This is a genomic window from Lysinimonas soli, assembly GCF_042655435.1.
Taxonomy (GTDB): domain Bacteria; phylum Actinomycetota; class Actinomycetes; order Actinomycetales; family Microbacteriaceae; genus Lysinimonas; species Lysinimonas soli.
In genome coordinates this window covers 887,361-910,665 of the sequence record NZ_JBHSMG010000001.1, presented here as the reverse complement: position 1 = coordinate 910,665, position 23,305 = coordinate 887,361, and the positions used below count along the sequence as shown (strand labels likewise).

26 protein-coding genes are annotated in these 23,305 nt (G+C 69.0%); 10 read left to right on the top strand and 16 right to left on the bottom strand.

What is annotated here, in order from left to right; translation table 11 throughout:
- Positions 1 to 23 precede the first annotated feature (23 nt).
- The 3 genes from ACFPJ4_RS04400 to ACFPJ4_RS04390 all read right to left on the bottom strand — a co-directional run bounded on the left by ACFPJ4_RS04400 (position 24) and on the right by ACFPJ4_RS04390 (position 5,335).
- The gene (locus tag ACFPJ4_RS04400; protein ID WP_386739068.1) at positions 24 to 524 is read right to left on the bottom strand and encodes a peptide deformylase; all 501 of its coding nucleotides are present in this window, start codon (positions 522 to 524) and stop codon (positions 24 to 26) included.
- A 4-nt stretch (positions 525 to 528) separates the two neighbouring features.
- A complete protein-coding gene (locus tag ACFPJ4_RS04395) occupies positions 529 to 1,833 on the bottom strand; it encodes a MinD/ParA family ATP-binding protein (RefSeq protein WP_386739067.1) in 1,305 nt (434 codons plus the stop codon).
- 103 nt (positions 1,834 to 1,936) lie between these two features.
- Entirely contained in the window at positions 1,937 to 5,335 is a 3,399-nt protein-coding gene (locus ACFPJ4_RS04390; RefSeq protein WP_386739066.1) for a pyruvate carboxylase, read from the bottom strand.
- A gap of 122 nt (positions 5,336 to 5,457) precedes the next feature.
- Between ACFPJ4_RS04390 and ACFPJ4_RS04385 the strand changes: the two genes are divergently transcribed.
- Positions 5,458 to 6,258 carry a ParA family protein gene (locus ACFPJ4_RS04385; RefSeq protein WP_386739065.1) on the top strand — a complete coding sequence of 267 codons (801 nt, stop codon included), beginning with the start codon at positions 5,458 to 5,460 and terminating at the stop codon, positions 6,256 to 6,258.
- 177 nt (positions 6,259 to 6,435) lie between these two features.
- Here the strand turns inward: ACFPJ4_RS04385 and ACFPJ4_RS04380 are convergent, their stop codons facing one another.
- The 4 genes from ACFPJ4_RS04380 to ACFPJ4_RS04365 form a co-directional block, all read right to left on the bottom strand.
- Complete coding sequence (locus ACFPJ4_RS04380) at positions 6,436 to 6,984, bottom strand: MerR family transcriptional regulator (protein ID WP_386739064.1); 549 nt, start codon at positions 6,982 to 6,984, stop codon at positions 6,436 to 6,438.
- Positions 6,985 to 7,114: 130 nt separating this feature from the next.
- The gene (gene ftsR / locus ACFPJ4_RS04375) at positions 7,115 to 7,810 is read right to left on the bottom strand and encodes a transcriptional regulator FtsR (protein ID WP_386739063.1); all 696 of its coding nucleotides are present in this window, start codon (positions 7,808 to 7,810) and stop codon (positions 7,115 to 7,117) included.
- Entirely contained in the window at positions 7,810 to 8,325 is a 516-nt protein-coding gene (locus tag ACFPJ4_RS04370; RefSeq protein WP_386739062.1) for an FHA domain-containing protein, read from the bottom strand. Before ACFPJ4_RS04370 ends, ftsR begins: the two co-directional genes overlap by 1 nt.
- Positions 8,326 to 8,336: 11 nt before the next feature.
- A complete protein-coding gene (locus ACFPJ4_RS04365) occupies positions 8,337 to 8,939 on the bottom strand; it encodes a CDP-alcohol phosphatidyltransferase family protein (RefSeq protein WP_386739061.1) in 603 nt (200 codons plus the stop codon).
- A 69-nt stretch (positions 8,940 to 9,008) separates the two neighbouring features.
- On the opposite strand from ACFPJ4_RS04365, the gene ACFPJ4_RS04360 reads away from it, so the two are divergent.
- The gene (locus tag ACFPJ4_RS04360; protein ID WP_386739060.1) at positions 9,009 to 9,830 is read left to right on the top strand and encodes a DUF1295 domain-containing protein; all 822 of its coding nucleotides are present in this window, start codon (positions 9,009 to 9,011) and stop codon (positions 9,828 to 9,830) included.
- A gap of 17 nt (positions 9,831 to 9,847) precedes the next feature.
- On the top strand, positions 9,848 to 10,303 hold the full coding sequence (locus ACFPJ4_RS04355) for a hypothetical protein (RefSeq protein WP_386739059.1): 456 nt from the start codon (positions 9,848 to 9,850) through the stop codon (positions 10,301 to 10,303).
- Here the strand turns inward: ACFPJ4_RS04355 and ACFPJ4_RS04350 are convergent.
- Positions 10,300 to 10,803 (bottom strand): NUDIX domain-containing protein, encoded by a 504-nt coding sequence (locus tag ACFPJ4_RS04350; protein WP_386739058.1) that lies wholly within the window; start codon positions 10,801 to 10,803, stop codon positions 10,300 to 10,302. The genes ACFPJ4_RS04355 and ACFPJ4_RS04350 overlap by 4 nt on opposite strands.
- Positions 10,804 to 10,874: 71 nt before the next feature.
- On the opposite strand from ACFPJ4_RS04350, the gene ACFPJ4_RS04345 reads away from it, so the two are divergent.
- The 3 genes from ACFPJ4_RS04345 to ACFPJ4_RS04335 are packed head-to-tail and all read left to right on the top strand — an operon-like array spanning position 10,875 to position 12,613.
- The gene (locus ACFPJ4_RS04345) at positions 10,875 to 11,933 is read left to right on the top strand and encodes a M4 family metallopeptidase (protein ID WP_386739057.1); all 1,059 of its coding nucleotides are present in this window, start codon (positions 10,875 to 10,877) and stop codon (positions 11,931 to 11,933) included.
- Complete coding sequence (locus ACFPJ4_RS04340; RefSeq protein WP_386739056.1) at positions 11,911 to 12,243, top strand: protealysin inhibitor emfourin; 333 nt, start codon at positions 11,911 to 11,913, stop codon at positions 12,241 to 12,243. Before ACFPJ4_RS04345 ends, ACFPJ4_RS04340 begins: the two co-directional genes overlap by 23 nt.
- Entirely contained in the window at positions 12,236 to 12,613 is a 378-nt protein-coding gene (locus ACFPJ4_RS04335) for an RNA-binding S4 domain-containing protein (protein WP_386739055.1), read from the top strand. Before ACFPJ4_RS04340 ends, ACFPJ4_RS04335 begins: the two co-directional genes overlap by 8 nt.
- Before the next feature lie 15 nt (positions 12,614 to 12,628).
- Here the strand turns inward: ACFPJ4_RS04335 and ACFPJ4_RS04330 are convergent, their stop codons facing one another.
- Positions 12,629 to 13,126 carry a glutathione peroxidase gene (locus ACFPJ4_RS04330; protein ID WP_386739054.1) on the bottom strand — a complete coding sequence of 166 codons (498 nt, stop codon included), beginning with the start codon at positions 13,124 to 13,126 and terminating at the stop codon, positions 12,629 to 12,631.
- 135 nt (positions 13,127 to 13,261) lie between these two features.
- Here ACFPJ4_RS04330 and ACFPJ4_RS04325 point away from each other — a divergent pair, with 135 nt between their 5' ends.
- Positions 13,262 to 13,549 (top strand): GNAT family N-acetyltransferase, encoded by a 288-nt coding sequence (locus tag ACFPJ4_RS04325; RefSeq protein ID WP_386739053.1) that lies wholly within the window; start codon positions 13,262 to 13,264, stop codon positions 13,547 to 13,549.
- Here ACFPJ4_RS04325 and ACFPJ4_RS04320 read toward each other — a convergent pair.
- The 5 genes from ACFPJ4_RS04320 to ACFPJ4_RS04300 are packed head-to-tail and all read right to left on the bottom strand — an operon-like array spanning position 13,473 to position 18,433.
- A complete protein-coding gene (locus ACFPJ4_RS04320; RefSeq protein WP_386739052.1) occupies positions 13,473 to 14,063 on the bottom strand; it encodes a nitroreductase/quinone reductase family protein in 591 nt (196 codons plus the stop codon). The genes ACFPJ4_RS04325 and ACFPJ4_RS04320 overlap by 77 nt on opposite strands.
- A gap of 60 nt (positions 14,064 to 14,123) precedes the next feature.
- Entirely contained in the window at positions 14,124 to 15,590 is a 1,467-nt protein-coding gene (locus tag ACFPJ4_RS04315) for an APC family permease (protein ID WP_386739051.1), read from the bottom strand.
- Complete coding sequence (locus ACFPJ4_RS04310; protein WP_386739050.1) at positions 15,590 to 16,396, bottom strand: alpha/beta fold hydrolase; 807 nt, start codon at positions 16,394 to 16,396, stop codon at positions 15,590 to 15,592. The genes ACFPJ4_RS04315 and ACFPJ4_RS04310 overlap by 1 nt, the downstream gene beginning before the upstream one ends.
- Positions 16,397 to 16,406: 10 nt before the next feature.
- Positions 16,407 to 17,162: a FadR/GntR family transcriptional regulator gene (locus tag ACFPJ4_RS04305; protein WP_386739049.1), complete on the bottom strand. Its 756-nt coding sequence runs from the start codon at positions 17,160 to 17,162 to the stop codon at positions 16,407 to 16,409.
- Positions 17,159 to 18,433: a M20/M25/M40 family metallo-hydrolase gene (locus tag ACFPJ4_RS04300; RefSeq protein ID WP_386739048.1), complete on the bottom strand. Its 1,275-nt coding sequence runs from the start codon at positions 18,431 to 18,433 to the stop codon at positions 17,159 to 17,161. Before ACFPJ4_RS04300 ends, ACFPJ4_RS04305 begins: the two co-directional genes overlap by 4 nt.
- A gap of 143 nt (positions 18,434 to 18,576) precedes the next feature.
- On the opposite strand from ACFPJ4_RS04300, the gene ACFPJ4_RS04295 reads away from it, so the two are divergent.
- A complete protein-coding gene (locus tag ACFPJ4_RS04295; protein WP_386739047.1) occupies positions 18,577 to 19,593 on the top strand; it encodes an LLM class flavin-dependent oxidoreductase in 1,017 nt (338 codons plus the stop codon).
- 14 nt (positions 19,594 to 19,607) lie between these two features.
- Here ACFPJ4_RS04295 and ACFPJ4_RS04290 read toward each other — a convergent pair whose 3' ends face one another.
- A complete protein-coding gene (locus ACFPJ4_RS04290; protein ID WP_386739046.1) occupies positions 19,608 to 19,934 on the bottom strand; it encodes an NIPSNAP family protein in 327 nt (108 codons plus the stop codon).
- 218 nt (positions 19,935 to 20,152) lie between these two features.
- Positions 20,153 to 20,911: a dienelactone hydrolase family protein gene (locus tag ACFPJ4_RS04285; RefSeq protein ID WP_386739045.1), complete on the bottom strand. Its 759-nt coding sequence runs from the start codon at positions 20,909 to 20,911 to the stop codon at positions 20,153 to 20,155.
- A gap of 101 nt (positions 20,912 to 21,012) precedes the next feature.
- On the opposite strand from ACFPJ4_RS04285, the gene ACFPJ4_RS04280 reads away from it, so the two are divergent.
- On the top strand, positions 21,013 to 22,836 hold the full coding sequence (locus ACFPJ4_RS04280; protein WP_386739044.1) for an MFS transporter: 1,824 nt from the start codon (positions 21,013 to 21,015) through the stop codon (positions 22,834 to 22,836).
- Complete coding sequence (locus ACFPJ4_RS04275) at positions 22,829 to 23,254, top strand: MarR family winged helix-turn-helix transcriptional regulator (RefSeq protein WP_386739043.1); 426 nt, start codon at positions 22,829 to 22,831, stop codon at positions 23,252 to 23,254. The genes ACFPJ4_RS04280 and ACFPJ4_RS04275 overlap by 8 nt, the downstream gene beginning before the upstream one ends.
- Positions 23,255 to 23,305 lie beyond the last annotated feature (51 nt).

Sequence of the window (23,305 nt, the reverse complement as noted above, 5' to 3'; positions counted from 1 at the left end):
CCCGTGCGGTCGCCGCGCGCGGGTCAGGCGCGGAACCAGTCCGCCGAGCGGATCGCCCGCATCGCCTCACGCTTGGTCTCGGGTTCGAGGCCCTCGATGTAGAGCTTGCCGTCGAGGTGGTCGGTTTCGTGTTGCAGAGCCTGAGCCATCAGGCCCTCACCGCTGAGCTCGACGGGGCGGCCCGCGGCATCCACTCCGGTCACGCGTGCGAAGGGGTAGCGCATCCGGGGGAAGTAGAAGCCCGGAACGGACAAGCAGCCCTCGTCGACCAGTTCCGGGTCGCCCGACACCTCGAGCACCGGGTTGAGCACGTACCCGATCTCGCCGTCGACGTTGTAGCTGAACGCCCGCAGCCCGACGCCGATCTGCGGCGCGGCGACCCCGGCACGCCCCGGCGTCGCGACGGTGTCGATGAGATCCTCGACGAGTGCTTTGGTGCGGGCATCACCGTCGGCGACCGTGATCGGGTCTGCCACCGACCGCAGGACGGGGTCGCCGAAGAGGCGGATCTGTCGTTCCGTCATCGGATCAGGCGTCGCGGCGGGTGGGCAGCCCGTCCATGACCAGCGCCGCCAGTTCGCGGGCCGAGGCGCGGGTGAACGGCTTGAGAGCCGCGTAGCGCACGACCGAGCCGGCGGCGAGTTCCGCGTCGTACGGGATGCGCACGATGGCGCGCACCCGCGAACGGAAGTGCGCCTCGATCTCGTTGAGCTTGACCAGGTTGGTTCCCTGGGTCGCCGTGTTGAGGGCGACGATCGCGTTCTTGACCAGGTGCCCGTAGTTGTTCGCCTCGAGCCAGGTCAGTGTCTCGGATGCCAGGCGCGCCTCGTCGACGCTTCCCCCCGACACGATCACCACCGAGTCGGCCCGCTGCAGGGTGGCGCGCATCACCGAGTGCACGATGCCCGTGCCGCAGTCGGTCAGGACGAGCGAGTAGTAGCGAGCGGCGACATCCGCGACGACGTTGTAATCGTTCTCGTCGAAGGCCTCCGACAGCAGCGGGTCGGTATCCGAGGCGAGCACATCCAGGCGGGTCACGTCGCGCGAGACGTGCGCCGAGAGTTCGGTGAAGTCACGGATCGACGGCGCATGCGTCACGAGGTCGCGCACCGTCGACCGCGTCTGCTTGTTGACGCGCTCGGAGAGCGTTCCACGGTCGGGATTGGCGTCGATCGCGATCACGCGGTCGTCGCGCACATCGGCGAGAGCCATGCCCAGGAGGGTCGAGATCGTGGTCTTGCCGACGCCGCCCTTGCGGGTCAGGATCGGCACGAATCGGGTGCCGCCCTCGAGTCGCTTCGAGATGCGCGCATCGACGGCCTTGCGCTCGCGCACCTTCGCCGAGTCGCCCAGATTCACCTGGTGGAAGGTCGCCGTGAACACACCCTTCTGCCAGAACCCCTCGGGAGCGATCTTGCGATTGCGGCTCGGGTCCAGCAGCCGCTCGGCGGTGAGCATCGATGCGGACTCGGCGGCCCGTGGCGTGTCCCCGCGCTGACGTTCGCGCCGAGTCGGACCCGCGTCGTGGTCGGGCAGCGGAGGCACCTCGGGGGCGACCTCGTCGACCGCCTCATCCTGCGAGGCGACCAGCACCGGGTCGGCGACGACGTCGATCGACGTGGTCGTCAGGCCTGTGCTGAAGATCGGCGTGATCGCGACATCGTCGATCGCGACGTGGGCCTCGTCGTCGGGGGTGGTCGCAACGATCGCGGGCAGGTCGATGTTGATCGTCAGGCTCTCGGGCACTGACACCGCGAGATCCGCCGACGAGCCGAGAGGTTCGTGCAGAACGGCTGACGCCCGATCGGTGTCGTCTGTGTTGCGAGTCGCCACGAATCGCCCTCCTTCCGCCCTCGGTGTTCCGCGGACGTTCCAGTTTAGGCGAACCGGACCCCCGCGACCGGCTCCACTTCGTCGGCCGGCGCCGCCCGCGACGCTATTCGACGACGATCAGCAGGTCTCCGGCCTCGACCTGCTGCGTGACCGGGATGGCCAACTGCACGACCTTGCCCGCGACCGGGCTGGTGATCGCCGCCTCCATCTTCATGGCCTCGATCGACGCCACCGGCTGTCCCGCCGCGACGACGTCACCGTGCGAGACCTTGAGCGTGACGACTCCCGAGAACGGCGCCGCGACGTGGCCCGGCTTGGCCGGATCGGCCTTCTCGGCGACCTCGACATCCACCTTGATGCTCCGGTCGCGCGTGAACACCGGACGCAGCTGACCGTTGATCGTGGTCATCACCGTGCGGATGCCGCCGTCGTCGGCCTCGCTGATCGCCTCGAGAGTCAGCAGCAGGTCGACGCCCTTCTCGATCTCGACCGCGTGCTCGACGCCCGTCTGCAAGCCGTAGAGGTAGTCGACCGTGTCGAGCGGCGACAGGTCGCCGTACTGCTCGCGAAGCTGCAGGAACTGCTTGGTCGGCCCCGGGAACAGCAGGCGGTTCAGCGCCGCCTGCCGTTGGGCCGAGGTGCCGTCGAGCGCCGCGCGATCCTCGTCGGAGACCTCCTCGACACCGATCTTGATGTCACGGCCGGCAAGGACTTTGCTGCGGAACGGCTCCGGCCATCCGCCCGGAAGATCGCCGAGCTCGCCGGCCATGAAGCCGATCACCGAGTCGGGGATGTCGTACTTGTCGGGGTTCTTCTCGAAGTCGGCGGGGTCGGCGTCCGACGCGGCCAGCTGCAGCGCCAGGTCGCCGACCACCTTCGACGACGGCGTGACCTTGGGCGGCCGGCCCAGGATGCGGTTGGCCGCCGCGTACCAGTCCTCCACCTTCTCGAACTGGTCGCCGAGCCCGAGGGCGATCGCCTGCTGGCGCAGGTTGGAGAGCTGGCCCCCCGGGATCTCGTGCCGGTACACCCGGCCGGTCGGGCCGGGAAGCCCCGACTCGAAGGGCCGGTATACCTTGCGCACCGCTTCCCAGTACGGCTCGAGATCGCTGACGGCGTCGAGCGAGATGCCGGTGTCGCGCTCGGTGTGGGCTGTCGCCGCCACCAGCGCCGACAGTGACGGCTGGCTGGTCGTCCCGGCCATCGGGGCGCTGGCGGCGTCCACGGCGTCGGCCCCGGCGCGGCTGGCGGCCAGCAGGGTCGCCAGTTGACCGCCTGCGGTGTCGTGGGTGTGCACGTGCACCGGGAGGTCGAAGCGCTCACGCAGCGCCGTGACGAGCTTCTCAGCGGCTCCGGCGCGGAGCAGGCCCGCCATGTCCTTGATCGCCAGCACGTGCGCACCCGAATCGACGATCTGATCGGCGAGGCGCAGGTAATAGTCGAGGGTGTACAGGTTCTCCGCCGGGTCGAGCAGGTCTCCCGTGTAGCAGAGGGCGACCTCGGCCAAGGTCGTCCCCGTCGCGAGCACCGCCTCGATCGCCGGCTTCATCTGCTCGACGTCGTTGAGGGCGTCGAAGATGCGGAAGATGTCGACCCCCGTCGCGGCCGCCTCGCGCACGAACGCCTCGGTCACCTCGGTCGGGTACGGCGTGTAGCCGACCGTGTTGCGACCGCGCAGCAGCATCTGGATGGCGACGTTGGGCAGCGCCTCGCGCATCGCAGCGAGACGCTCCCACGGGTCTTCGCCGAGGAACCGCAACGCGACGTCGTAGGTCGCTCCGCCCCAGGCTTCGACCGACAGCAGGCCCGGCGTCATGCGCGCCACGGCAGGCAGCACCGCGACCAGGTCCTTCGTGCGCACCCGGGTGGCCAACAACGACTGGTGAGCGTCGCGGAAGGTCGTGTCGGTGACCGCGAGAGCGGTCTGCGCCCGCAGGCCGGCCGAGAAGCTCACCGGACCGAGCTGGAGCAGGCGCTGCCGCGACCCGGCGGGCGGGGTCGCGTCGAGGTCGACCACCGGGAGCTTGATCGACGGCTCGACCAGTCCCCTGCCGTCGCCGTTGGGGTGGTTGACCGTGACATCGGCCAGCCAGTTGAGGATCTTGGTGCCCCGATCGCGTGACTCGCGCCCCCGTAGCAGCTGCGGGCGTTCCTCGATGAACGAGGTGCTGAGGTCGCCCGCGATGAACGACGGGTCTTCGAGCACCGCCTGCAGGAAGGGGATGTTGGTCGCCACACCGCGGATCCGGAACTCCGCCAGGCCGCGGCGGGCACGCGCGACGGCGGCCGGGAAGTCCCGGCCGCGGGCCGTCATCTTGGCGAGCATCGAGTCGAAGTGCGGGCTGATCTGCGCGCCCGGGTTGATCGTGCCGCCGTCGAGGCGGATCCCCGCGCCGCCCGGCGAGCGGTAGGTCGTGATCTTGCCGGTGTCGGGCCGGAAGCCCGCCGACGGGTCCTCCGTCGTGATGCGGCACTGCAGCGCCGCCCCGCGCAGGTGGATGTCGTCCTGATGCAGGCCGAGGTCGCCCAGGCTCTCGCCCGCCGCGATCCGCATCTGGGCCTGCACGAGGTCGACGTCGGTGACCTCCTCGGTCACCGTGTGCTCGACCTGGATGCGCGGGTTCATCTCGATGAACACGTGCTGCCCCGCGCGCTCGCCGACCGTGTCGAGCAGGAACTCGACGGTGCCGGCGTTGACGTAGCCGATCGACTTCGCGAAGGCCACGGCATCCCGGTACAGCGACTGCCGGATGTTCTCGTCGAGGTTCGGCGCCGGCGCGATCTCGACGACCTTCTGGTTGCGGCGCTGCACCGAGCAGTCTCGCTCGAACAGGTGCACGGTCTCGCCCGCACCGTCGGCCAGGATCTGGACCTCGATGTGACGCGGCCGCAGCACCGCCTGCTCGAGGAACATCGTCGGATCGCCGAAGGCGCTGTCGGCCTCCCGCATCGCCGCCTCGAGGGCGCCGCGCAGCTCGGCCTGGGTCTCGACCCTGCGCATGCCGCGCCCGCCGCCGCCCGCGACCGCCTTCGCGAAGATCGGGAAGCCGATCTTCTCGGCGCCGGCCAGCAGCTCGTCGATGTCTTTCGACGCAGGCGTCGACGCGAGTACCGGCACCCCGGCCGCGATCGCGTGCTCCTTGGCCGTGACCTTGTTCCCGGCCATCTCGAGCACGTGGCTGCCGGGCCCGATGAAGGTGATGCCGGCCTCTGCCGCGGCCTGGGCGAGATCGGGGTTCTCGGAGAGGAAGCCGTAGCCGGGGTAGATGGCGTCGGCACCGCACTGGGTCGCGACCCGGATGATCTCTTTCACATCGAGGTAGGCGCGGACCGGATGCCCCTCCTCGCCGATCAGATACGCCTCGTCGGCCTTGAGCCGATGCAGCGAGTTGCGATCCTCCAAGGGGTAGACCGCCACGGTCTTCGCGCCCAACTCGTAAGCGGCGCGGAATGCACGGATGGCGATCTCGCCGCGGTTGGCCACCAGGATCTTCGTAAACAATTCGGTCCTCTCGATGGATCTCTCAGCCTAGGGCGGCCGCCGAACGCCGCGCGCGAGCGGCGAGGGCACGCGGGGGTCAAGAACTGGGTTCTTTCAGATTAGTGAAGGTAGGCTCCCTAATCGTGCATGTGCTCAGCGTCAGCTCCCTCAAAGGAGGCGTGGGAAAGACCACGGTGACGCTCGGGCTGGCCTCGGCCGCTTTCGCGAAGGGCGTCTCGACCCTCGTGGTCGATCTCGACCCCCAATCGGATGTGTCCACCGGCATGGACATCGCGGTCGCCGGCCACCTCAACGTCGCCGATGTGCTTGCCTCGCCGAAGGACAAGATCGTGCGTGCCGCGATCGCCCCATCCGGCTGGACCAAGGGCCGCCCCGGCACGGTCGACGTGCTGATCGGGTCGCCCTCTGCCATCAACTTCGACGGACCGCACCCGAGCATCCGCGACATCTGGAAGCTCGAAGAGGCCCTCGCGCACGTCGAGAAGGACTACGAGCTCGTGCTCATCGACTGCGCCCCCTCGCTCAACGCGCTCACGCGCACCGCCTGGGCCGCCAGCGATCGCGTCGCCGTCGTCACCGAGCCGGGTCTGTTCTCGGTCGCCGCCGCCGATCGGGCGCTGCGGGCGATCGAGGAGATCCGCCGCGGTCTCTCGCCCCGGCTGCAGCCGCTCGGCATCATCGTCAACCGTGCGCGGGTGCAGTCGCTCGAGCACCAGTTCAGGATCAAGGAGCTGCGCGACATGTTCGGGCCGCTCGTGCTCGCCCCGCAGCTGCCCGAGCGCACCTCCCTGCAGCAGGCGCAGGGAGCGGCGAAGCCGTTGCACATCTGGCCGGGCGAGAGCGCCCAGGAGATGGCACGCAACTTCGATCAGCTGCTCGACCGGGTGATGCGCACCGCCCAGCTCAGCGGCACGCCGGCGTGAACATTCGCTAGGAGCGGATGCATCGCATCCGCGCGATGTTCACGGCGTGAGCAGACGCGCACGGCGAATAGCCGTCCGCCGCACGGCCGTCGACCGGGCGGGCCGCACGGCGCTCACTCCGCGCACAACACCCTTGAGCTCACGCCACAAGAATCGCGCGAATGCGACGCATCCGCTCTAGGCAGATTTTTGTGCCCTGCGCGCAGCCAGTTCATCGGCCGGGTCTTCGCCGGGGGTCGAGTCGAGTTCGATGAGGCTGGACTCCACTTCACGCAGAACCTTGCCGACCGCGATGCCGAACACTCCCTGCCCGCGGCTGACCAGGTCGATCACCTCGTCGTTCGAGGTGCACAGGTAGACGCTGGCTCCGTCGCTCATGAGGGTGATCTGGGCCAGGTCGTAGACTCCGGACTCGCGCAGCTGTTCGACGGCGACCCGGATCTGCTGGAGCGAGATGCCGGTGTCGAGCAGGCGCTTGACGAGCTTGAGAACGAGGATGTCGCGGAAGCCGTAGAGCCGCGACGAGCCGGAGCCGGCCGCTCCCCGCACCGTGGGCTCGACGAGCTGCGTGCGGGCCCAGTAGTCCAACTGGCGGTAGCTGATTCCGGCGGCGCGTGCCGCGATGCTTCCGCGGTACCCCGAACCGTCATCCAGGTCGGGCAGCCCGTCGGTGAAGAGCAGTCCGAGATCGTAGCGAGACTCCTCGCTGCGGTTCACGTCGACCATGGTGTCCTCACCCTCAAGTTGAACTTGAAGCTCAACTTTCTCGTATGACCCCACGCTACCCATGCCGGCTGTCTGCGACAACGAGCGCCCGGGCGTGTCGCACGTGAGCGCGACGAAATGCCCCGGACGACTACAGCTTGCTCAGCGCCGAACGGATCAGATTCGACCGGACGACCTCGAGCTGCCCGGCGATCTCGCGCGCCATCTCGAGCGCCCGCGCGCGACTCGACGAGTCCTTGCGGCGCGCGACCGGGATGAGCGCGCTCTCGATCAGGCCGAGTTCCCGCTCGGCGGCGGCGCGGAATCCGCGCAGGTGACGCGGTTCGATCCCCGACCGCTGGAGCTCGACGAGCGCCTTGAGCACCGACAACTCGTCGTCGCCGTAGTGTTCGGCCGCGACGATGAGCGACGCGGTGATCGCATCCCCCAACAGCATCGGGGTGGCACCGGCCTCCTTGATGAGCTCCTCCCGGCTGAGCCGTCGATCGCTCGGCAGCATCGACGGGCCGCTGACCGTCACGCCACCGGGCAGAACGGGCTCACGTCCGGCATCCAGATCGTCGAGGTAGCCGCGGATCACCTTGAGCGGAAGGTAGTAGTCCCGCTGCATCGTGAGCACCAGACGCAGTCGCTCGAGATCGGTCGGCGAGAACTTGCGGTAGCCCGACTCGGTGCGCGACGGCGTCACCAGGCGACGCTCCTCGAGGAACCGCAGTTTCGACGGAGACAGGTCGGGGAACTCCGGGCTGAGACGCGCCAGCACCTGGCCGATGCTGAGCAGTTGCGGCCCCGTGACCGCGCGGGCCGGGGAGGAAACGCCCGCCATCAACGACTCGCGTGCGCGAGATCGAGCCGCGAGGCGTAGAACGTCAACCGGAACTTGCCCACCTGCACCTCGGCCCCGTCGGTGAGCAGAGCGGACTCGATGCGCACGCCGTCGAAGTACGTGCCGTTGAGCGAGCCGAGGTCGCGCACCTGGAAGGTGTTGCCCACGCGCGTGAACTCGGCATGACGACGCGAGACCGTTACGTCGTCGAGGAAGATGTCGGCATCCGGATGCCGCCCCGCCACCGTCGAGTCGGCGTCGAGCAGGAAGCGCGCGCCGACGTTGGGGCCGCGCCGCACGATGAGCAGCGCCGAGCCGGACGGCAGCGCCGCGATCGCGTCCTGCTCCTCGGGCGTGACGCCGGCTTCCATCGCCGCCAACTGCGCCACGAACTCGTCGGTGAAGTGCGCCGTCGTGTCGTTCGACGGGCCTCGCTGCGCGTCGTGAGCGCCCGACTGCTGCGCATTCGGGTCAGGGCTGACCGAGGCGGAATCCCCCGGAACGTCGTCGGCCATCGTGCCCTCCTTTAGCTGTCCAGAGTATCGGATGCGCCGACCGGCGGATCCTGTGGTTCGCGGATGATGCGGCCCGCTTGCAGAGCGTAGATGACGCCGGCCCACCAGTACAGGAAAACGCCCCACAGGGCTGCCGCCCAGCCCACCGGGTTGGCGATCTGATCGATCGCGGGGAAGGCGGCGCCGAGCACCAGTACCGGCATCGCGAACAGCAGCGCGAACGTTCCCATCTTGCCGAGGTGGTGCACCGGCAGGGGGCCGAAGCCGTGGTTGGCGAGCACGATGCCCAGCACGAGCAGCAGAACGTCGCGCGCGATGATCACCCCGGTCAGCCACCACGGCACGAATCCGCCCCAGGCCAGTCCGATCAGGGTCGAGAAGATGAACAGCCGGTCGGCTGCGGGGTCGAGCAGCTGACCGACCCGGCTGACCTGGTTGAACCGGCGCGCGACGAAGCCGTCGACGAAGTCCGTAGCACTCGAGACCACGAGCGTGATGAGCGCCATCAGGTACTCATGGGTGAGCAGGAAGATCAGGAAGACCGGGATGAGGAGGAGGCGGAACAGACTCAACACGTTCGGGATCGTCACGATCCGGGAACTGACAATGGTCACTCCGGCCCTCCCTTCTCGCGAGAGTCTATCCATCCGCCGCGCGAGGTCCCCGGGCCCTAGCATCGGATCATGTCCCCGCTCCTCGTCGTCCTGATCGTCGCGGCGGCCGTCGCCTTCTTCTGCTGGATCGCCTCCCTGATCACGAGGGACACCTCATGGGTCGACCGGATCTGGTCGATCGTGCCCGTCGTCTACGTGTGGATCTTCGCCGGCGCCGCGGGATTCTCCGACCCCCGGCTGGACGTGATGACGGCCCTGGTCACCGCCTGGGGCGCTCGCCTCACGTTCAACTTCGCCCGCAAGGGCGGCTACTCGGGCGTGGAGGACTACCGCTGGGCCGTGCTGCGCGAACGGATGTCGCCCCCGCAGTTCCAGGTGTTCAACCTGCTGTTCATCGTGATCTTCCAGAACGCCGTCCTCGTGCTGATCGCGCTGCCGGCGTTCACCGCCTACCAGCACCGCAGCACGCCGTTCGGCCTGGCCGACCTGCTGCTCACGATCCTGTTCCTCGGGTTCCTGCTCGGCGAGACGATCGCGGATCAGCAGCAGTGGCGCTTCCAGGCCTGGAAGCACGCCGAGATCGCCGCCGGCCGCGAACCCTCGCCGCGTTTCGTGCAGACCGGCCTATGGCGGTGGTCGCGGCACCCGAACTTCTTCTTCGAGAACGCGCAGTGGTGGACGATCTTCCTGTTCGGTGCGCTCGCCGCGGGCTCGCTTCTGCAGTGGACGGTCGCCGGCATCGCGTTGCTGCTGGCGATCTTCATCGGCTCGACGAACTTCACCGAGGCGATCTCGAAATCGAAGTATCCCGAGTACGCCGAGTTCCAGAAGTCCACCTCGGCCGTCATCCCCTGGTTCCCGCGGCGGGGCGCCAAGACCGCGTCCAGGTGAATCGGTAGCCTCTCCGCATGTCGTGCATCCGGTTCAACACACCGGCCCAGCGAGCGCAGCTGCGGGCCGCCGCCCCGTCGATGCTCACGCCCGAGGAGGCGGCCGCACGGCATCCCGCTCCTCCCGTGACCGAGAGCAAGATTCGCCGCTTGCGGCTGCTCGCCGAGCACGCGAATCCGAAGATCCGCGAGAGCGTGGCCAGCAGCTACCACACGCCTGTCGACCTGTTCGAGCGCCTGTCACGCGACCCCGATGCGGGGGTTCGCGGCTGCGTCGCCCGCAACGAGGCGGCTCCCTGCGACGTGCTGCGCGCGCTCGCCCACGACGCCGATGAGACGGTGCGCGGTTGGGTGGCGGTCAACTTCTTCGTGCCCGACGACGTGATGGCCGGCCTCGCCGACGATCCCAGTGCGACGGTGCGGTCGCTCGTCTCGTGGAAGGCCGCGCTCGCGGAACGGGAGCTCGCCGGCTAACCGAGCGTCGGGTCGAGCTCGATGAGCCGTGCCCGCAGCTCGAGCCAGCCGCGCTCGAGACCGGGATGCAGGGGCAAGCCGGCGACATCATCGAGTGGGACCCAGCTCAGGGCGATGCTCTCGGCGTCTCCCACGTACGGTTCGAACAGCTCGATCGCCCGTGCCAGGACCGTGGTGTACGACCAGTAACCGAGGTCGTTGACCGAGGTCGCCAGCACGCGCACGAGCTCGGGCGGGACCCCCGCCTCCTCGTCGGCCTCGCGGATCGCGGCGTCCTCGGCCGACTCGTTCTGCTTGCGCGCACCGCCCGGGAGCCCCCAGGTGTCGCCGAAGTGGCTCCAGACCGCGCGATGCTGCAGGAGCACGCCGGCATCCGGATGCGCGATCAGCAGCCCCGCGGCGCCGAACGTGCCCCAGAACCGGCCATGCGGCCCGTCGACCCAGGCGTCGCCCAGCCCGTGCGGACGGCGAGCCGTCGGGTCGTGGCTGGGGCGCTCCATTCCGTCAGCCTAATCGGGCCGTTCACCGCCCGCCCGAAGGGATCCCGGTGGCCCGGCGTACCCTCGACGACATGACGTTCGGGATCGTCCCTCCGTATCTGCTCGACCGCATCGCCGGCCTGGGCGCCGTCGAGTTCCAGCAGGCGGCGGCGGCCGCGCGACGCACTCTGGGGCGGGATCGCGAGCTCCGCGCCGCGAGGCTCACCCTGAGCATCCGCGGCGGCACCCTCGTCGCCGAGCTGAGCGACGCCCCGGACCGCACCATCAGCGATGCGGCGGGTACCGAGACCCTCCCGGGCCGCGTCGTGCGGCGCGAGGGCGACGCTCCCGCCCCGGATGTCGCGGTCAACGAAGCGTACGACGGGCTCGGCGCGACCTTCGCGCTGTACTCCGAGGTCTACGGTCGCAACTCGATCGACGGCAAGGGCATGCCCCTCGACGGCACGGTGCACTACGGGACCGACTACGACAACGCCTTCTGGAACGGCGACCGCATGGTGTTCGGCGACGGCGACGGGCAGGTCTTCGGGCGCTTCACCTCGTCGATGACGGTCATCGGCCACGAACTCACGCACGGGGTGACGCAGTACACCGCGGGGCTCGTCTACCGCGGGCAGTCGGGCGCGCTCAACGAGTCGATCTCGGACGTCTTCGGCTGCCTCGTCGAGCAGTACGCCGAGAAGCAGACCGAGGCGACGGCGAGCTGGCTGATCGGCGCGGGACTCTTCACGAAGCAGGTGCACGGAGTCGCCCTGCGCTCCATGAAAGCGCCCGGCACGGCGTACGACGACCCTCGGCTGGGCAAGGACCCGCAGCCGGCGGACTTCGCGCACTACGTCGAGACGACGGATGACGAGGGCGGCGTGCACCTGAACTCCGGCATCCCGAACCGGGCCTTCTACCTCGTCGCGCACGGGCTCGGCGGCCACGCCTGGGAGCGCGCGGGCCGCATCTGGTACGACACCCTGCTCTCGGGGTTGCGCCCCACGACCGACTTCGCGGGGTTCGCCGCCGCGACGGTCGCCGCCGCCGGGAAACGCTACGGTGGCTCATCGGCCGAGGTCGCCGCGGTGCGGGCCGGATGGGCCGGAGTGGGAGTTGCGAGCGATGGTGCCGGGCACGCAGGGTGACGACGAGGGCGAGAGCCCGGGTGACGCCGAGGGTTTCCGCATCCTGGTCGTGCGCAGCGGCGGCATCGCCGGCCTCCGGCAGCAGTGGGTCGTGGACTCCCCCGGCGAGGCGGGCGAATGGCTCGAGCTGGTGCAAGCATGCCCGTGGGGGGCGGTGCGGCCCGATCCGGAGTCGCGCGATCGCTTCGTGTGGCGCATCGAGGCGACGACTCCTCCGGAGCGGCACGCGGCATCCGTTCCCGAACGCGACCTCGTCGGCCCCTGGCGGACCCTCGTCGATCGAGTGAAGGAACACGGAACCCATGGCTGAGACCGGGGTCGCTCGCGTCGACTCCTGGATGTGGGCGGTGCGGCTGGTGAAGACCCGTTCGGCGGCGACGGCCCTGTGCCGAGCCGGGCACGTGCGCATCAACGGCGAGCGCGCCAAGCCGGCCCAGCACCTGAAGGCCGGCGACGAGGTGCAGTTCCGCTCGGAGGGCGGCCCGCCGAGGGTCGTGGTCGTGCGCGCGCTCTACGTCAAACGGGTCGGGGCTCCGCTCGCGATCGCGGCGTACGACGACAACAGCCCGCCCCCGCCTCCGAAGGAGGAGCGGCTGTTCCTCGGTGTCCGCGACCGCGGCGCCGGGCGGCCGACGAAGCGCGACCGCCGCGAGATCGAGAAGCTGCTCGGGCGGGAGTGAGCCGCGCCCGACGGGTCAGGCCGCGGCGGCCTTCGGCAGCGCGCTCTCGATGGCGGCGATGACCTCGGGGGCGTCGGGCTGGGTCTGCGGGCGGAAGCGCGACACCTGGCCCTGCGGCGTGATGACGAACTTCTCGAAGTTCCACTTGACCTTGCCGGCCTTGCCGTTCTCGTCCTTGACCTGGGTCAGCTCGGCGTAGAGAGGATGCTTGTCGCGCCCATTCACCTTGACCTTGTCCATCAGCGGGAAGGTCACGCCGTAGGTCGTGGAGCAGAACTCCTTGATCTCGTCGGTCGAGCCGGGCTCCTGGCCGAGGAACTGGTTGCACGGGAAACCGAGCACGGTGAATCCCCGGTCCTCGTACTCCTTCTGCAGCTGCTCGAGCTTCTCGTACTGCGGCGTCAGACCGCACTTGGACGCCACGTTCACCACGAGCACGACCTTGTCGGCGTAGTCGGCGAGCGACGTCGGAGCGCCGTCGATGGTCGTGAGTTCGATGTCGCGGATTTCCATGGTTCGGACTCTACGCCGGGCGCTGACCGGGACCCTGGGAACGCGCTCGGAAAACATGACGCGTCATCGACCCGGCGTGATCCCGGTCCGGCGGGCGTCCTGCGCCCCGTGCTCGCGAGGCGTAGCGTTTCGGACATGACCACCGAGTTCGCCCATGAACCCGACGCGCACCGCTACACGATGCGGGTGGGCGGCGACGTCGTCAGCATCCTCGAGTACCAGGATCACGGCGTCGGCACGGTCATGCACCACACGGTGACGCTTCCCCGATTCCGCGGCAAGGGTTACGCGGCCGAACTCGTCGGCTTCGCCGTCGACGACGTGGAGACCCGAGGTCGAGGTCCGATCATCCCGAGCTGCTGGTACGTCGCCGAGTGGTTCGAGCGGCATCCGGAGCGTTCCGCGCTGCTCGCAGCACGGTAGTCGCCTCCCGCAGCTCGCGGCCGGTCACGGTCGGCACCAGCCGGAAGATCCGCAACACGTGCCCCGACTGACGCTCGTAGCCGCGGTAGCCGGGCCAGTTCTCCTCGAGCACGCGCCAGACGGCTTCGCGCTCGTCGAACGCGACGAGGGTGGCGCGCACCGGGATCCGCAGGCCGTGCACGCTGACCGCGGCATCCGGCGCCTTCATCAGGTTGAAGGTCCAGCCCGGATGCTGCGGCCGGGCGAAGTTGCTCCCGGTCACGAGCAGCTGCTCCCCGTGAGCGGTCGGTTCGGGGCAGTACATCAGGGTGACGTCGCGCTCGAGGCCTGACCTCGCGCCGATCGTGTGCAGCACGAGCGACGGCAGCAGCAGTCCGCTCAGCTGCACGCGTCCACGGGTGAGCCGCGCCATCATCCGTTCCAGGGGTGGCAAGATCGTCGGCCCCACGGCGCGGAAGAGGCGTGTGCGCGAGCACCACGCGACCGCTGGTCTGAGGAAGCGCGGGAGGGCCATGAGTCGATCATGCCCGGGTGGAGCCGATGACATCCACCCGGGCATGACCGCGTCCGACCGTCAGGAAGCCGGGGGTAGCGGGTCCGTCTCAAGCGACTCGGCACCCTCGAGGAGGGCCGGCGCCGCGGCAAGCACCTTCGGACGGGTGATCGCGAGGACCACCGTGTAGACGATCCCGACGACCACGAGACCGATCGACCAGAGCGGGAGCCAGTCGAAGGCGCCGCCTTGTCCGGGCCGCAGATTGCCCCAGAGCGGGATCGCCAGCACGGCCACCCCGATCACGGGTACGACGAGCCAGAGGAAGGGGTTCTTGGCGACGCCGCGCTTGCGGAAGTGGAACCACTGCACGAAGAGCGCCACGTTGGTCACCGTGTACATCACGACGACCCCGAAGATGCCGAAGGTCGACAGGAAGCCGACCGTCGTTCCGGGGTCGGTCACGATGGTCGACAGCACGCCGACGACGATGCTCGGCGCCACGAACGCGATCGCCGCCGCCCACGGAGTCTTGAAGCGCGGCTGGGTCGAGCTCAGTGCTCGCGGCCAGAGCCCACCACGGGCCCCCGCGAAGATGACCCGCGAGGTCTGGGTGTTCGCGGCGATGTAGGAGCTCGTCACACTGACCAGGAACACCGCAGCGAGGATCGGCACCATGATCGGCATCGCGATGTGCAGAAAGCCGGATGCCGCCGTGGCGAACGGGTTGCCGTCCTTGGCCACCTTGGCCCCGTCGTTGCCGAACGCGCTCACTACCGCCCACGACCCGAGTACGTAGACGATCCCGCTGATCAGCACCGAGCCGACCAGTGCGATCGGAACGTTGCGGCGCGGGTTGGCGGTCTCTTCGGCCAAGGGAGCCGAGGCCTCGAAACCTCCGAAGGCGACGACGGCGAGGCTGAACGCCAGGAAGATGTTGGTGGCACCCGCGCCCGCCGGCCAGGAGAAGGCGGCGCCGGAGAGGCCATTCGAGCCTCCTTGGAAGAGCACCGAGAAGCTGATGACGAGCAGCACCACGACCTCGATCAGGTACAGCACGATCGTGACGCGCACGCCGAACTGAAGGCCGAGGATCACCGGAACCGTGACGATCGCGCCGTAGACGATCGTCGTGATGATGGTCAGCGCCACATGGCTGCCGGTCACCAGGAACACGTTCGTCACGATGTAGTCGCCGACGAAGATGTAGATGCCGGCGAAGGTGATCATGTAGCCCAAAACGGTGATCACCCCGGTCGCCGTCCCGACCGCCGACCCGAAGGTGCGGCTGATGTAGGTCACGAACGATCCGGCACTCGGATACACGCTCGAGAACTGGGCGAGGCTGAGACCGGTTGCGAGGAACCCGACCGTGGAGATCAGGAACACCAGCGGAACGGAGGCGCCCGCGAGCGAGGCGATCACCCCCGTGGTGAAGAAGAGGTTGAATGCGGGGGCGACCTGGGCGAGGCCCGGCATGATGACGCCGAGCAGGCCGAGCTTCTTCGGCACATCGAGGGTGTCGCTGGGTGGGGCGATTTGGGTCATCAGTGCTGTCCGTTCTCGAGCAGGAAACCGACGAAGGCGGAGTTGAAATCGTCGGGGTGTTCCCAGATGCAGCCATGGCCTCCGGGGGTGGTGACGAAGGTGGAACCGGGGATGAGATCGGCGAGCTCGCGCGACAACCGGGTCGGGATGAGGATGTCCTCCTCCCCCGCGAGCACGAGGGTCGGCACCGCAGACAGCGCCGGAAGCGAGACCGTGGCGTCGTGCTCCTGGATCACGGCCAGCTGCGCCAAGTAGGCGTGCACCGGTTGATCCATGAAACGCATCGCCGTCTCGAACTCGATGAGCTCGCTCTCGCGCTCCCGGAAGAAGTCGAGGGTGAACGCCCAGAGGGTGACGTCGCGCATCACCATGGGAACCCCCATGACGCGCGCGGTGTCGGCCCACATGGAGAACATGCGGGAGCAGAAGGGGCCGGGCGCCGCGTAGGTGCACGCGAGCGTCAACGATCTCAGATCGCCCGGATAGCTCAGCGCATAGCTCTGGGCGATCATGCCGCCCATCGAGACCCCCATGAGGTGGAAGTCCCTGAGCCCGAGCGAGTCCACCAGAGCCTTGGCGTCGTCGGCCATGAGTTGCGAACTGTAGGGGCCCGCGGGCTTCTCGCTGCGCCCGATGCCGCGATTGTCGAATCGCAGAACCCGGTAGCCGGCGTCGAGCAGCGCCGGCATCTGGTACGCCCACGTCTCGAGTTCGTCGGCGAGCCCGTTGATGAGGACGACCGTCTCAGGCCCATCCCCGTCCAGTTCGTAGTTGATGTCGATCCCGTTGACGTGCGCCGTGGACATGGGAGGCTCCTCAGTTGTCGAGTTCGGTGTGGTGGGTGCGTGCGTGAAGCTCGCGAAGGATGTCTGCCGTCAGTGAGAAGTGCGTGTCGGCGATCTCGGCCGCGTCGTCTCCGCGCCCCTCGATCACCGCTCGTGCCAACTCCGCGTGCTGCTGCACCGCCGCGGCCCGCACCGTCGGGTTGTAGGGCTCCGCTTCGAAACCGAGACTCACCTGGTGTCGGATTCGCAGGCTCAGTTCGGCCAGTTGCGGGTTCTGGGTCGCGGCCGCGATCGCCTGATGCACCTCGAGGTCGGCCAACCGCGACGCGTCCCGGTCGTGGTCGGCCGTCTCGTATGCGCGGACGGCGCGCTCGATGCGCCGGATGTCGGCGGGTGAATGCCGCTCGGCCGCCGTGCGGGCGATCTGCTGCTCGATGAGCGAGCGGAAGTCGAGGGTGACCTCGAGTTGCTGCCACTCGGGTTCCAAGGCCCGCCGCACCATCGAGTCGGATGCCGGCCCCCACTGCGACACCACGACAGTCCCGCCGTGGCGGCCCCGATTGACCGTGACGTAGCCGAGGGCGGAGAGCCGACTCAGCGCCTCCCTGACCGTGGTCGGGCTGACCTCGAGCATCCCCGCGAGCTCCGGAATGGAGGGCAGCTTCTGGCCCACGACGAAATGACCGAGCGCGATCGCGGTGACGAACCTGTCGGCGATGCGTGCCGCCGCTGTCTCGGCCAGCAGGGGCCGCAGGGCGCCGACTGGTTCGCTCGGGAGCTGACTCATGACGCCTCCCCGTACCAGTCGCGCAGGAAGCGGGCGACCGCGCGAGCGCAATCGACGATGCTGGCGAGTTCGACGGCCTCGTCGGTGCCGTGGATGTTCCGGGTGCGGGGGCCGTATGCCGCCGTGGGGAGCCCGAACTGGTTGACGTAGAACCGCGCGTCGGTGGTGGATCCGAGACTCACCCGTGACGGTTCGGTGCCGTGGACGTCGTGGTGGGCGGCGGCGAGCGCACGCACGAGTTCGACGTCCGCAGCCTGCGAATAGCGTTCGGCGCGGAACCCGGTGAGGGCGAGTCGCGGTGGATGAGTGCTCAGCCAGGCGTCGCCCGCCGTCTCGGTATCGATGGCCGACTTCACCCGAGCGAGGGCCTGCTCGCTGGTCCAGCCACCCGGATGCCCGACTCGCACCCCGATCCGGGCGATCGACGGCACGCTCGAGTCCCAGTCCCCCGCGTGGAACGTGCCGATGTTGACGTTGTAGGGGTGGGCGATCGTCGCGAACGCGGGGTCGGTGTCCGAGCCGTCGGCGTGCCCTTCGTTCATCTCGCGTTCGAGAGCCTGAAGACCTCGGATGACCGGCGCCGCGGCCAGGATCGGGTTGACGGCCGCTTCGGCGGCCTCCGCGTGCGCCGCGTAGCCGTCGACCTCGATGCCGACCCAGATGATGCCGATCCCCGAGAGCAGGATGTCGAGATCGGTCGGTTCCAGCAGCAGAGCCGCCTCGGCGAGGTGGCCCGCCCGTGCCGCGGCGAGGGTGCCGTTGCCGGTGTATTCCTCTTCGATCGCCGCCACGAAGGTCAGGCCGCCGGTCATCCATCCCGGGATCACACGATCGAGCGCCCAGAGTGCGAGCAGACCCGCGGCGAATCCGCCCTTCATGTCGCCGGCGCCGCGGCCGACGAGCCAGCCGTCGCGGACGGTCGGGACGAACGGCGGAGACGACCAGCGATCCGGCTCGTCGGCCGGCACGACGTCGATGTGCCCGTTGAGAAGCAGGGTGCGAGCGGCCGTCGAGTCGCCGCGATGCCCGATCAGATCGAATCGGCCATCGTAGGAGCGGCTGGGAACGCCGGCCGCCGGATCGTCCCGGATCCCGGCGGGGATCGGCAGCTCGGTGACGGCGAATCCCGCGCTCATCATGGCCTCGGCGAGTATCCGCTCAGCCCCTTGCTCCTGCCCGACCGTGCTCGGCTCGGCGACCAAGCGACTCAGCAGCTCGAAGGCACGCGGCGCGAGTTCGGTGACCGCGCGATCCAGCTCTTCCTCGAGCACATCGCTCCTAACTTCTAAACAACCATTGATTGTGTGTTTGGAAGGTACTCCCGCGCTCACCGGACGGGAAGAGCCGACCGCAAGATGTAACTCGGCCGAAACACGACGGGAATCGCGCGCGCCTCCGATACGTTCGGGGGCATATGGTCACCAAGATCGGCTTCCTCTCATTCGGGCACTGGCAGGACGTTCCCGGTTCGCAGGTGCGCACGGCCGCGGACGCCCTGCAGCAGAGCATCGAGCTCGCCGTCGCGGCCGAGGAGGTCGGCGTCGAGGGCGCCTACGTGCGCGTGCATCATTTCGCCCGCCAGCTCGCCTCCCCCTTCCCCCTGCTCGCCGCGATGGGTGCCCGCACGCGCACGATCGAACTCGGCACCGCGGTGATCGACATGCGGTACGAGAACCCGCTGTACATGGCGGAGGACGCCGCGGCGGCCGACCTGATCAGCGGTGGACGGCTGCAGCTCGGCGTGAGTCGCGGTTCGCCCGAGACCGCGTTGAACGGATCGCACTCATTCGGCTACCTCCCCGGCGAGGGCGAGACGGATGCCGACATGGCCCGCAGCCACACCGAGGTGTTCCGCGCCGCGATCGCCGGCGCGGGGGTCGCGATGTCGAACCCGCAGATGACGGGACAGAGCCGCCCCCTCGCGATCGAGCCGCGCTCGCCCGGCCTGCCCGACCGCATCTGGTGGGGTGCGGGTACCCGTGCGACCGCGGTCTGGACGGCCGAGCAGGGCATGAACCTGATGAGCTCGACCCTGCTCACGGAAGACACCGGGGTTCCGTTCGACGAGCTTCAGGCCGAGCAGATCGTCATGTTCCGTGATGCCTGGCAGGCGGCGGGGCACACCCGCGAGCCTCGGGTGTCGGTGAGCCGCAGCATCCTGCCCCTCATCGACGACGAGACCCGGCACTACTTCGGCGTCCGGGCCCAAGCCGACTCGCAGGACCAGGTCGGCTGGCTCGACGGCGGGAACGCGCGCTTCGGCCGCAGCTACATCGGCGAGCCCGACGTGATCGCCGCCGAACTCGCCCAAGATGCCGCCGTCCAGTTGGCGGATACGGTGCTCGTCACGGTCCCGAACCAACTCGGCGTCGAGTTCAACGCCCGCATCCTGGAGTCGATCGTCCGCGACGTCAAACCGTCGATGGGCTGAGGTCGCCGGCCGCCCTACCGCAGCGCCGAGAACTTCGTCGGCGTGAGGAACGAGCTCGCGATGTTGGCCACGATCTGCCCATCGGCCTCGCTGGCCGCGCGCGCGGCGACCCACTCGGGGTCGGACTGGAACGCCGTCCACTTCTGCTCGCGCTCGGCCATCGACTCCCAGGCGAGCAGGTAGCTCAGGTCCTGGCTCGACTCGCCGATCACGGTCGTGAAGAACGCGACCTGCCGGATGCCGTACTTCTCCCAGAACCCGAGCGTCACGTTCTCGAAGCGGGCGAGCAGGGCGGGCATGCGGCCGGGCAGGGTGGTGTAGACGCGGGATTCGTAGATCATGCACTCATCCTCCCAGCAGTCCGGGTCGGCAGGATCCAGGCGCGAAACTGCGGCCCGAGGCGGGGCCCGGGAGGGTCGGGCCGAGCATCCGACCGCAGCCGGCTCGACACACGCCCGCAGCCGGCTCGGCATCCCGTCGGGCGATCAGGAAGACACGACCGCCGTGAGCTGATGGGGGCGCCGAGTAACCGGTGTTCCTGCCCGAGCGGGCAGGAAGCTCAGGCCGAGCCGTCGGAACGAGCGGCCCGACCCAGGTGCTCGCCGAAGAACGCCTCGATGCGGTGCCAGGCGTCGGCCGCCGCCTCCGGGTTCGGTCCCGCGCCGAGGATCGGCTTCGTGAGCAGCCGCACGGCGAACGGTCCCGACTCCGCGTCATTGAGGAAGGAGTGGCCGGCATCCGGATACTCCTTGACGTCGTGCGCAATCCCGTGCGCCGTGAGCACGGTCTCGAGGCGCGCCGCCGCTCCGGCGAGCGAACGATCGCGTCCGCCGTAGCTGCCGACGATCGGGCAGGCGTGCTCGATCGCTTCGTCGAGCTCGCGCGGCAGCATCCCGTAGTTCACGGATGCCGCCGCGAAGTCGTGTCCGGATGCCGCCACCAGCGCGAACCCGCCGCCCATGCAGAAGCCGAGCACCCCGACGCGCCCGGTCGAGTCGGGACGGGCGGCCAGCACGTTCCGCGCGGTGTCGATGTCGACGAAGGCCCGCCCCTCCCCCGTGCGCAGCGCCCGGAAGGTGGCGACGAGGCACCGACGGGCGCCGCCCTGCGCGAACAGATCGGGCATGAGCGCCAGGTAGCCCGCCTCGGCGATGCGCGCGACCTGGCGTCGCATCACGTCGGTGATGCCGTACGCCTCGTGCACCAGTACTACCCCGGGCCACCGTCCTGGCCCCTCGGGCACGGCGAGCACCCCGGTCAGCCCGTCGCTTCCCCCGGCCACCTCGGGGAGTCGGATCTCAGAGACGGTGACGGGCATGTCTGCATCGTATTCCCAGGAGGGTCATATGCTTGTCACTCAACAACTAACTATCCGCGACGGTCGACGGCGACCGCCTCCGTGCATCCCCCAGGAGCAGCGTGTCCGAGAAGAAGACCGACGTCACCGCGCGCGAGCGCACCGGAATGTTCCACCGCGACCACCCGAACTACAAGTGGATCGCGCTGAGCAACACCACCCTCGGCATGCTGATGGCCACCATCAACGGCTCGATCGTGCTCATCTCGTTGCCTGCGATCTTCACCGGGATCAAGCTCGACCCGCTTGAGGCCAGCAACGTCAGCTACCTGCTCTGGATGCTGATGGGCTACATCCTGGTCACCGCCGTTCTCGTGGTGAGCTTCGGTCGCCTCGGCGACATCTACGGGCGCGTGCGGATCTACAACCTGGGCTTCGTCCTCTTCACGGTCGCGGCGATCGCCCTGGTCTTCGACCCGCTGACCGGCGGCGGCGGCGCCCTCTGGCTGATCGGCTGGCGCGTGCTACAGGCGGTCGGCGGTTCCATGCTCTTCGCGAACTCGACCGCGATCCTCACCGACGCGTTCCCGGTCAACCGCCGCGGATTCGCGATCGGCGTCAACCAGATCGCGGCCATCGCGGGCACCTTCTTCGGCCTCATCCTCGGCGGCCTTCTCGCGTCGATCGACTGGCACGCCATCTTCGTCGTGAGCGTGCCGTTCGGCGTGCTGGGCACGATCTGGTCGTACAAGTCGCTGCACGAGGTGTCGGCCCGCGGGGCGGGCAAGGTCGACTGGCCGGGCAACATCGTGTTCGCGGTCGGGCTCACGGCACTGCTGGCCGGGATCACCTACGGCATCCAGCCCTACGGCGACAGCTCGACCGGCTGGACGAACCCCTGGGTGCTCGCGGGGATCATCGGCGGCATCGCCCTGCTCGCGATCTTCGTGCTGATCGAGAGCCGCGTCGAACAGCCGATGTTCAACCTGAAGCTGTTCCGCATCCGGGCATTCGTCTTCGGCAACCTGGCCGGTCTGCTCGCCTCGGTCGGTCGAGGCGGCCTGCAGTTCATGCTCATCATCTGGTTGCAGGGGATCTGGCTGCCGCTGCACGGCTACAGCTACGAGTCGACCCCGTTCTGGGCGGGCATCTACCTGCTGCCCCTGACCGTCGGCTTCCTGGTGTCGGGCCCCCTCTCGGGAACCCTCTCCGACCGCTTCGGCGCCCGCACCTTCGCGACGGCGGGCCTGCTCCTCGTCGCGGTGACCTTCGTGGCCCTGCTGCTGATCCCCGTGAACTTCGAATACTGGGTGTTCGCGATCATCACCTTCCTCAACGGGATCGGTTCCGGGATGTTCGCGGCACCGAACCGGACGGCGATCATGAACAGCGTTCCCGCCGACCAGCGCGGCGCGGCATCCGGAATGACCGGCACCTTCCAGAACGCCGGCAACTCCCTCTCGATCGGCATCTTCTTCTCGCTGATGATCGCGGGACTGGCGAACACCCTGCCGAAGGCCTTGAGCACCGGGCTCGCTGTACATCACGTGCCCGACGCGGCGGTGCAGGCGGCGGCGCAGATCCCGCCGGTCAGCAACCTCTTCGCGGCCTTCCTGGGCTACAACCCCATCAAGTCTCTGCTCGAGCAGCTCAAGGTGACGGATGCGATCCCCGCGCACGACCTGGCCGTCCTCACCGGGAAGTCGTTCTTCCCGCAGCTGATCTCGGACCCGTTCCACGCCGGTCTCGTGATCGTCTTCGTCGCGGCGGCCCTGATGTCGGTCATCGGGGCGATCGCCTCGGTGGTCATGGGCGGCAAGTACGTGCACGCCGACACCGCGGCGGTGGCGACGGCGGGGGCTGCGGCGACGGGCACGACCGCGACGTCCGCCGGCGTAGCGTCGTCGGGCGACATCCAGGCCGCGGACGCCCTCAGCGATGTCTGACGCGCCGACCGCATCCGGCGCTGAGCGGCTCGCCCTCGTGGTGGGCCGGCTCAACCGGCGGATGCAGGCAGCGACCGGGGGCCTGAGTCACGGCCTGCTCTCGGCGCTGGCGATGATCGCCCGACACGGGCCGCTGCGTCTCTCGGATCTCGCCCAGCTCGAGAGCGTCTCGGCCCCGACCATGACGCGGACGGTCGCCGAACTCGAGTCCCGCCGGCTCGTGGAGCGCAGCGCCGACCCCGAGGACGGCCGCGCCGTGCTGGTCGCGATCACCGACGACGGCACCGATGCGATCCTGGCGGCGCGCGCCACCCGGGCCGCCGTAGTCTCGGAGCTGCTCGAGCGACTCGCGCCCGCCGAACTCGCGGCGATCTCGGGTGCCCTTCCCGCACTGGAGCACCTGACCGACGTTCGCTGAGAGATGCCCGACGCGCGAGCGTCACGGCTCGTCAGGTCCGGCGGGCTGGGA

Coding starts and splice junctions, on each gene's coding strand:
- ACFPJ4_RS04400 (WP_386739068.1), bottom strand. CDS start 524: ATGACGGAACGACAGATCCGCCTCTTCGGCGACCCCGTCCTGCGGTCG.
- ACFPJ4_RS04380 (WP_386739064.1), bottom strand. CDS start 6,984: ATGGTCGACGTGAACCGCAGCGAGGAGTCTCGCTACGATCTCGGACTG.
- ftsR (WP_386739063.1), bottom strand. CDS start 7,810: ATGGCGGGCGTTTCCTCCCCGGCCCGCGCGGTCACGGGGCCGCAACTG.
- ACFPJ4_RS04370 (WP_386739062.1), bottom strand. CDS start 8,325: ATGGCCGACGACGTTCCGGGGGATTCCGCCTCGGTCAGCCCTGACCCG.
- ACFPJ4_RS04360 (WP_386739060.1), top strand. CDS start 9,009: ATGTCCCCGCTCCTCGTCGTCCTGATCGTCGCGGCGGCCGTCGCCTTC.
- ACFPJ4_RS04355 (WP_386739059.1), top strand. CDS start 9,848: ATGTCGTGCATCCGGTTCAACACACCGGCCCAGCGAGCGCAGCTGCGG.
- ACFPJ4_RS04350 (WP_386739058.1), bottom strand. CDS start 10,803: ATGGAGCGCCCCAGCCACGACCCGACGGCTCGCCGTCCGCACGGGCTG.
- ACFPJ4_RS04345 (WP_386739057.1), top strand. CDS start 10,875: ATGACGTTCGGGATCGTCCCTCCGTATCTGCTCGACCGCATCGCCGGC.
- ACFPJ4_RS04340 (WP_386739056.1), top strand. CDS start 11,911: ATGGTGCCGGGCACGCAGGGTGACGACGAGGGCGAGAGCCCGGGTGAC.
- ACFPJ4_RS04335 (WP_386739055.1), top strand. CDS start 12,236: ATGGCTGAGACCGGGGTCGCTCGCGTCGACTCCTGGATGTGGGCGGTG.
- ACFPJ4_RS04330 (WP_386739054.1), bottom strand. CDS start 13,126: ATGGAAATCCGCGACATCGAACTCACGACCATCGACGGCGCTCCGACG.
- ACFPJ4_RS04325 (WP_386739053.1), top strand. CDS start 13,262: ATGACCACCGAGTTCGCCCATGAACCCGACGCGCACCGCTACACGATG.
- ACFPJ4_RS04320 (WP_386739052.1), bottom strand. CDS start 14,063: ATGGCCCTCCCGCGCTTCCTCAGACCAGCGGTCGCGTGGTGCTCGCGC.
- ACFPJ4_RS04315 (WP_386739051.1), bottom strand. CDS start 15,590: ATGACCCAAATCGCCCCACCCAGCGACACCCTCGATGTGCCGAAGAAG.
- ACFPJ4_RS04310 (WP_386739050.1), bottom strand. CDS start 16,396: ATGTCCACGGCGCACGTCAACGGGATCGACATCAACTACGAACTGGAC.
- ACFPJ4_RS04305 (WP_386739049.1), bottom strand. CDS start 17,162: ATGAGTCAGCTCCCGAGCGAACCAGTCGGCGCCCTGCGGCCCCTGCTG.
- ACFPJ4_RS04295 (WP_386739047.1), top strand. CDS start 18,577: ATGGTCACCAAGATCGGCTTCCTCTCATTCGGGCACTGGCAGGACGTT.
- ACFPJ4_RS04290 (WP_386739046.1), bottom strand. CDS start 19,934: ATGATCTACGAATCCCGCGTCTACACCACCCTGCCCGGCCGCATGCCC.
- ACFPJ4_RS04285 (WP_386739045.1), bottom strand. CDS start 20,911: ATGCCCGTCACCGTCTCTGAGATCCGACTCCCCGAGGTGGCCGGGGGA.
- ACFPJ4_RS04275 (WP_386739043.1), top strand. CDS start 22,829: ATGTCTGACGCGCCGACCGCATCCGGCGCTGAGCGGCTCGCCCTCGTG.